Annotated in this window: 6 protein-coding genes; 3 read left to right on the top strand and 3 right to left on the bottom strand. The window is 71.6% G+C overall.

The genetic code is table 11. From position 1 onward, the window contains the following. Positions 1-104 precede the first annotated feature (104 nt). Positions 105-605, top strand: coding sequence for a hypothetical protein (locus tag IE263_RS18185; protein WP_189937631.1), 501 nt, complete (start codon positions 105-107; stop codon positions 603-605). Between the two features lie 29 nt (positions 606-634). On the opposite strand, the gene IE263_RS18190 is transcribed toward IE263_RS18185, so the two are convergent. From IE263_RS18190 to IE263_RS18200, 3 genes are all read right to left on the bottom strand, one after another. Beyond that, positions 635-988, bottom strand: a complete 354-nt coding sequence (locus IE263_RS18190) for a hypothetical protein (RefSeq protein WP_189937632.1) — start codon at positions 986-988, stop codon at positions 635-637. A gap of 52 nt (positions 989-1,040) precedes the next feature. Continuing rightward, on the bottom strand, positions 1,041-1,655 hold the full coding sequence (locus IE263_RS48600) for a DUF7660 family protein (RefSeq protein WP_229911032.1): 615 nt from the start codon (positions 1,653-1,655) through the stop codon (positions 1,041-1,043). Between the two features lie 138 nt (positions 1,656-1,793). Continuing rightward, positions 1,794-4,424: a glycosyltransferase family 1 protein gene (locus IE263_RS18200; RefSeq protein ID WP_189937635.1), complete on the bottom strand. Its 2,631-nt coding sequence runs from the start codon at positions 4,422-4,424 to the stop codon at positions 1,794-1,796. Between the two features lie 354 nt (positions 4,425-4,778). On the opposite strand from IE263_RS18200, the gene IE263_RS18205 reads away from it, so the two are divergent. Beyond that, on the top strand, positions 4,779-5,999 hold the full coding sequence (locus tag IE263_RS18205) for a S8 family peptidase (RefSeq protein ID WP_189937637.1): 1,221 nt from the start codon (positions 4,779-4,781) through the stop codon (positions 5,997-5,999). A 414-nt stretch (positions 6,000-6,413) separates the two neighbouring features. Further along, a partial coding sequence (locus tag IE263_RS18210; RefSeq protein WP_189937639.1) for a maltotransferase domain-containing protein occupies positions 6,414-7,682 on the top strand: 1,269 nt, incomplete at its 3' end.

Raw genomic sequence — 7,682 nt, forward strand, 5'->3', positions numbered from 1 at the left:
CCCGCCCTCCCAGCGATCGTCTCCCGAGACCGTACAGCGCTCATCGCCACCGCCAGACTCCGATGTTCTGATGGGACCGGTCGACCGATGAAAGGTGACAGCGCATGGGCAGTCTGCTGAAGGGCGTCGCCAGGGTCCGCTGGAGCGAACTGCGTGATGCTCAGGGGACCCCGGCCGGCGGCATCCCGCCGCTGCTGTCCCGGATCGCGTACGGAGGCGAGGACACCGCCCGCCTCGCGATCGACGAGCTCGGCGACCTGGTCTGCGCGCTGGGGTTCGTCCTCGGCGAGGCGACGGCCCCGGCAGTCCCGTTCCTTTTCGAACTGGCCGGGGCGCCGCAAGTGCCCTGCAAGGCCGAATTGTTGGAGTTGCTGGAAAGCATCTGCCGGGCCGACAACTGGCACTCCTCGGCCGCTGCGGCGGGCGGGCCGAAGCGCACGGGCTTCCAGGAGCAGCCCACCTGGGAGGTGGCCGCCCGGGCGGCAGTGCACGCAGGCCGTCCTGTCGTCGAGGGCATTGCCTCGTCCGTGCGGCCGGAGGAAGCCGAGGCGGCACGGAAACTGCTGCGGGCGATGGACGAGGTGCCGCCGTTCCCAGAGGTGTGAGCGCGCCGCGCGCACAGCCGAGCCCCGGGCTACGCGCGCTCCGCCCACACGGCCGCCAACGCCACCACCAGCCACACCACGCCGGTGGCGAACGGAAGCTGGATCAGATCCCACGTGGCGAGACGCGGCGCCCAGCGGCCCGCGTGTCTGCGTCGGTTCGCCCAGTCCGTGACGTCCGGGCCCCAGGCCATGACGACGTACACCGCGGCCATGCCGAGGAGCAGCCCGGCGGAGGCGGCGAGCCAGTCGGGCAGGGGAACGTACCGCACGGCCACGACCGCCACCGCGGCCCCGGCCATCAGCCCGCACACGAGCATGAAGAGCAACGCCAGCAGAACCGCCTGCCGCCACGCACTCTGCGCTTTCCACCACTTCACCAGCACGCTGGAGGGTGTAGCCGACCGCTCGGGTGGCGTCCAGGGCGGCCGCAACACCTCATTCGTAGATGCGTGCCGCACTCACCATGGCTGCCAGCAGCTTCCAGTCCGGCTGGTCGGGCATCTCCTCACCCCGTTTCGCATACCACCTGGGAAGGGCCCCCACCCATGCCGCCCAGGCGTCGAGGAAGCTCTTGAGCGTGGGGTTCTCCCATTCCTCGGGGTTGTGCTGGAGGTCGATCAGCATCTCCTCCAGGAAACGGACGAAATCCTCGCGGGTCTCCACACGCGTCTCGTCAGGGAGAGACACGGGGGGCTCCAAGCGACGGATCCATGCCGTGCAGACGTCCGTCGTGACGGCTCCGAAGAGTTCCGGACTTGACACCCGGTGAAGGAACTCCGTCAGGAGATCGACGTCCGCTTCGGCGATCTCCACGTGATCCAGTTGGAGGGCCACCCGCGCCCACTCGGGCAAGTCCTCCAGCCTCAGATCGCCCGACACGCAGCGCTGCAGGACATCCACCACCGCGGAGCGTTCGAGACGAACAGAAGGTCCCTCGCTCCCGTCGTTCCGGGTGGCGGCGCCGATGAGCTTGGACAGCGGCGCGTTCCAGCGGATCAGCTCGGAGATCGCGTTGTGCGGTCCGAAATCTCCGGGAAGTTCGGAATCCATGTGCCCCCGTTTCACTAAAACTTGAGGGGGCAATCCTGCCGTTCGGTGAGGCGCAAGGGCACCCGATTAAGGACCCTCCGGGGAGGCCGTCGCCGGGGCGCGCTCCAGGCCCCGGCGACCAGAACCTCCCTCAGCGCGTCACCGCATCAACACCCCCGCCCCCTCCACCAGCTCCTCCGACGGCCCCGCCACCAGCCCCAACTCCGCCCCCGACGCCAGCAGTCGGTGGCTCGGGAGGATGCGGACCGTGTAGCCGTACGGGCCCGTGCGGTCCAGGGACAGCGGGCCTTCGTACACCCAGCGGCCCTCCAGGTCGGGGCCGCCCACCGGTTTCAGGGGGACCGTCGTCGCGTCCGTGATGCGGTCCTCCGTGTCGACGCGGCCGGAGACGGCCTGGACCTCGACGTCGTCGGGGGACAGGTCGCCCAGGCTCAGCCGGACCCGCAGGGCGAGCGTCGTGCCGAGTTCCGCGGTCGGGGTGGCCGCCGAGGTTTCCACGTGGTCGACCGTGACCGTGTGCCAGGCCGCACGCACCTTCGCCTTCCACGTCGCGAGGTCGCGCGCCGCGTCCGGGTCCAGGGTGCGGTGGGCCTGGGCGGCGGGGGTGTAGAGGCGTTCGACGTACTCGCGGACCATGCGGCCGGCCAGGACCTTCGGGCCGAGGAGGGTCAGCGTCTGGCGGACCATCTCGATCCAGCGGTCCGGGAGGCCGTGCTGGCCCCGCTCGTAGAAGCGGGGGGTCACCCGTTGTTCCAGCAGGTCGTAGAGCGCCGCCGCCTCGATGTCGTCCCGGCGGTCCGGGTCCGTGCCGGCGCCGTCCGCCGTCGGGATCGCCCAGCCGAAGTCCGGCTGGAACCACTCGTCCCACCAGCCGTCCAGGACGGAGAGGTTGAGGCAGCCGTTCAGCGCCGCCTTCATGCCGCTCGTGCCGCAGGCCTCCAACGGCCTCAACGGATTGTTCAGCCAGATGTCGCAGCCCGGGTAGAGCTTCTGGGCCATCGCCATGCCGTAGTCGGGGAGGAACACGATGCGGTGGCGGACCCTCGGGTCGTCCGCGAAGCGGACCAGCTCCTGGACGAGCCTCTTTCCGCCGTCGTCCGCCGGGTGCGCCTTGCCGGCCACGACGATCTGGAGGGGGCGCTCCGGGTGCAGGAGCAGGTCCATCAGGCGGTCGCGGTCCCGCAGCATCAGCGTCAGGCGCTTGTACGACGGGACGCGGCGCGCGAAGCCGATCGTGAGGACGTCGGGGTCGAGGACGCCGTCGATCCAGCCCAGCTCGGCCGTGCCCGCACCGCGTTGCCGCCAGGAGGCGCGCAGGCGGTCCCGTACCTCCAGGACCAGCTGTTCGCGCAGGTCCCGGCGGAGGTCCCAGATGTCCTGGTCGGGGATGTCGGCGACGGAGTCCCAGCGGTCGGAGCCGCCGACGCTGAGCGCGTCCTCGGTGCGCTGGGCGCCGATCTGGCGGGCGCCGAGCCGCAGGACCTCGGGGGCGACCCAGGTCGGGGCGTGGACGCCGTTGGTGACGGAGGTGATCGGCACCTCCTCGGCGTCGAAGCCGGGCCACAGGCCGGAGAACATCTCGCGGCTGACCTGGCCGTGGAGCAGCGAGACGCCGTTGGCGCGTTGCGCCAGGCGCAGGCCCATCACCGCCATGTTGAAGAGGTTCGGTTCGCCGCCCGGGTAGGTCTCCATGCCCAGGTTCAGGATGCGGCCCACGTCCATGCGCGGGAGTTCGGCGTCGGGGCCGAAGTGCCGGGCGACCAGCTCACGGTCGAAGCGGTCGATGCCGGCCGGCACGGGGGTGTGCGTGGTGAAGACCGTGCCGGCGCGGACCGCCTCCAGGCCCGAGTCGAAGTCGAGGCCGTCGTCACAGAGTTCGGCGATCCGCTCCAGGCCGAGGAAGCCGGCGTGCCCCTCGTTGGTGTGGAAGACCTCGGGCGGGGCGTGGCCGGTGAGGCGGCAGTACGTCCGTACCGCCCGGACACCTCCTATGCCGAGCAGCATCTCCTGGAGCAGGCGGTGTTCGCTGCCGCCGCCGTAGAGCCGGTCGGTCACCCCGCGTTCGCCGAGGTCGTTCTCCTCGACGTCCGAGTCGAGCATCAGCAACGGCACACGGCCCACCTGGGCCAGCCAGACACGGGCGCGCAGTCGGCGGCCGCCGGGGAGGGCGAGGGAGACCTGGGCGAGGGTGCCGTCGTCCTCCTTCAGCAGGGTCAGGGGCAGCTCGTTGGGGTCGAGAACGGGGTAGTGCTCCTGCTGCCAGCCGTCCCGGGAGAGGGTCTGGCGGAAGTAGCCGTGCCGGTAGAGCAGCCCGACGCCGATCAGCGGGACGCCCAGGTCGCTGGCCGCCTTCAGGTGGTCGCCGGCCAGGATGCCGAGGCCGCCGGAGTACTGGGGCAGGGCGGCCGTGATGCCGAACTCGGGGGAGAAGTAGGCGATGGCGGAGGGGAGTTCCGCGGACTGGGCCTGCGCCTGGGTCTGGTACCAGCGGTCGCCGGTCACGTAGTCGTGCAGGTCGTCGGTGGCGGCGGACAGCCGGCGCAGGAAGCGGCGGTCCTCGGCCAGCTCGGCGAGGCGTGCCGGACGCACACTGCCGAGGAGCCTTATCGGGTCACCGGCCGACTTGGCCCAGCGTTCGGGGTCGACGGACTGGAAGAGGTCACGTGTTTCCGCGTGCCAGGACCAGCGAAGGTTGCGGGCCAGGTCGCTGAGTGGCCGGAGGGGTTCGGGCAGAAGGGGTCGGACGGTGAATCGACGAATCGCCTTCACATTCCACCTCGGCGTGCGTGAGGAGTGGCGCACGGCAGTGTGCGTCAACGTCTCTGAAGACGGTACCGGCCTTCGTGTCCGCCTCGCTGGGGGTGGCGCCGCAGACGCCCGCTTCGGCCCTGAACGGGTCTCGTCCTCACCCTCCCCCACTCTCGGCTTCGCTCGAGCGGACGGGCCCCCCACGACGGGCTGTTTTCACCGGCCCACGCCGACACAGCGCCCAAGCCTCCGCACCCTTATGGCCGATTCCACCCCCGCAGGCCACCTTGTGGCACTTCGCCCCACACGAGAGGCTGCCCAGTGCGTACCCGGCACAGCCGCCGTACGCCGAGTGGAGGAGGGGAACTCGAAGCCATGGCACGGACGCGAACACGGCGTCTGCGCCGGGCGGGGGGTCTGACCGCGGTCGCCACGACCATGGTGCTTTCGGCCATCACCCTGCCCGCGCACGCCGCACCGGAGGGGACGATACGCGGCGCCGGAGAACCCGGCGCCGTCGGTGGCAGTTACGTCGTGACACTCAAGGAGGGGGTGCGGGCCCCGTCGGCGGCCGGACGCGGTGTCGCCGCGCGGTACGGGGCCAGAATCAGCCACACCTACGACACGGTGCTCAACGGCTTCGCCGTCGAGGCGACCGAGAGACAGGCCCGGCGTCTCGCGGCCGACCCGCAGGTCGCGTCGGTCGTCCAGGACACCCGGGTGACGCTGGACGCCGCGCGACAGGCGCGGACGGCCCGGACGAGCCCGCCATCCTGGGGTCTCGACCGCATCGACCAGCCGTCCCTGCCCCTGGACGGGAGTTACGGCGCGCCGAAGTCCGCGGGGGCCGGGGTCACGGTGTATGTCATCGACACCGGGATCCGCGTCACGCACAAGGACTTCGGCGGCCGGGCGTCCTACGGCTGGGACTTCGTCGGCGGCGACCGCATCGCCTCGGACGGCAACGGCCACGGCACCCATGTCGCCGGCACGGTCGCGGGCGCGAGCCTGGGTGTGGCGAAGAAGGCCAAGGTCGTCGCCGTACGGGTCCTGGACAACGCCGGTGCGAGCACCACCGCGCGGGTCATCGCGGGCATCGACTGGGTGACCCGGAACGCGCACAAGCCGGCGGTCGCCAACCTCAGCCTGAGCGGCCCGTACAACGCGCAGTTGGACGCCGCCGTCCGCGCCTCGGTCCGCTCCGGCGTCACGTACACCGTCGCCGCGGGCAACGGGGGCCGGTCGGCCTCGCTCTCCTCCCCCGCCGGCGTACGCCAGGCCGTGACCGTCGGCGCGACCGACGGCAAGGACGCCCGGGCCGGCTTCTCCAACTACGGTTCCGCCCTCGATCTGTTCGCCCCCGGTGTGTCGATCACGTCAGGGGCGCACACGAGCGACACGGGGCGCGCGACCTACTCCGGTACGTCGATGGCGGCGCCGCACGTGGCGGGCGCGGCCGCGCTGTATCTGGCCGATCGTCCGAAGGCCACGCCCGCCCAGGTCGAACGGGCGCTGGTCGCGGGCGCGTCGAGCGGCAAGGTGTCCGGCCGGGGGCTCGGTTCGCCGGACAAACTGCTGCGCGTCCCGCGCTCCTAGCGGCGGGATGCCGGCACCGGCCCCGTTCCCCGCGAACGGGGCCGGTCTTGTCCGTAGACATACGCGTGAGTAGTTAACAAAGTGCCGGATTGCTCACCCGAATAGGGTGGGAAGGCTCCTCCGGTACAAGACCCCGTACGACCCGAGCACCACCCCCGCACGTCCGGACACACGTACGACCCCGGCGCGTTCGGGAACCCGAGTGGAAACCCGGCGCGTTCAGGAATCCGAGTGGAAACCCGGCGCGTCCGGGAATCCGAGTGGAATCCCGGTTCGCCCGGCCCGAGCAACAACACCGGCCCGTCCGGGCCCGAGTACGCCCCCGTACACACCAGCACATCCGGCACCCCCACCGCAGGACCCACCTCCCCAGGATCCATCCGCCCACCCAAGTTGATGCGGACAGGAGCGGTCATGCCCGCCACGCACCACTCGTCATCACCCCCGACACCCCGTACATCCCGCACCAAAGCACCGTCCGCGCGCCCCGCCGACGCCGGACCGCCGGCCCCGGAGCGATCCTCCGCGGGTGATGTGCCCGCCGTGGGGCGCATACCCGTCCTCGACGTCCGCCCGGTCGTCCAGCACGGGCGCCGGCCCGCCAAGGCGGTCACCGGGGAGACGTTCCAGATCTCGGCCACCGTGTTCCGCGAGGGCCATGACGCCGTCGCCGCCAACGTCGTCCTGCGCGGCCCCGACGGCCGCCCCGGCCCCTGGACGCCGATGCGCGAACTGGCGCCCGGCACCGACCGCTGGGGCGCCGAGGTCACCCCGGACGCGCCGGGCCGCTGGACGTACGCCGTGGAGGCCTGGGGCGATCCGGTCTCCACCTGGCGGCATCACGCCCACATCAAGATCCCGGCGGGGATCGACACCGAGTTGGTCCTGGAGGAGGGCGCCCGCCTCTACGAGCGCGCGGCCGCCGGAGCGCCCGAGGACGCGAGCGACGTCCTGCTCGCCGCGGTCGACGCCCTGCGTGACGAGTCCCGCCCGGCCGCCTCCCGACTCGCGGCGGCGCTGACCCCGGAGGTGGACGAGGTCCTCGCCCGCCATCCCCTGCGGGAACTGGTCACCGCGTCCGACACCCTGCCCCTGCTGGTCGAGCGGGAACGGGCCCTGTACGGCTCCTGGTACGAGTTCTTCCCCCGCTCCGAGGGCACGGCCGAGCATCCGCACGGCACCTTCCGGACGGCCGCCCGGCGGCTGCCCGCCATCGCCGCGATGGGCTTCGACGTCGTCTATCTGCCGCCGATCCATCCGATCGGGACGACCTTCCGGAAGGGGCGCAACAACACGCTCACCCCCGGCCCGCAGGACGTGGGCGTGCCGTGGGCGATCGGGTCCCCGGAGGGCGGCCACGACGCCGTGCACCCGGACCTCGGGACGATCGACGACTTCGCCTGGTTCGTGGAGCAGGCGAGGGAGCAGGGGCTGGAGATCGCGCTGGACTTCGCCCTGCAGTGCTCCCCGGACCACCCCTGGGTGCAGAAGCACCCCGAGTGGTTCCATCACCGGCCGGACGGGACCATCGCCTACGCCGAGAATCCGCCGAAGAAGTACCAGGACATCTACCCCATCGCCTTCGACGCCGACATGGACGGCCTGGTCGCCGAGACCCTGCGCGTCCTGCGGCACTGGATGTCGTACGGGGTGCGGATCTTCCGTGTGGACAACCCGCACACC

Source organism: Streptomyces aurantiogriseus (assembly GCF_014649375.1).
GTDB classification, from domain to species: Bacteria; Actinomycetota; Actinomycetes; order Streptomycetales; family Streptomycetaceae; genus Streptomyces; species Streptomyces aurantiogriseus.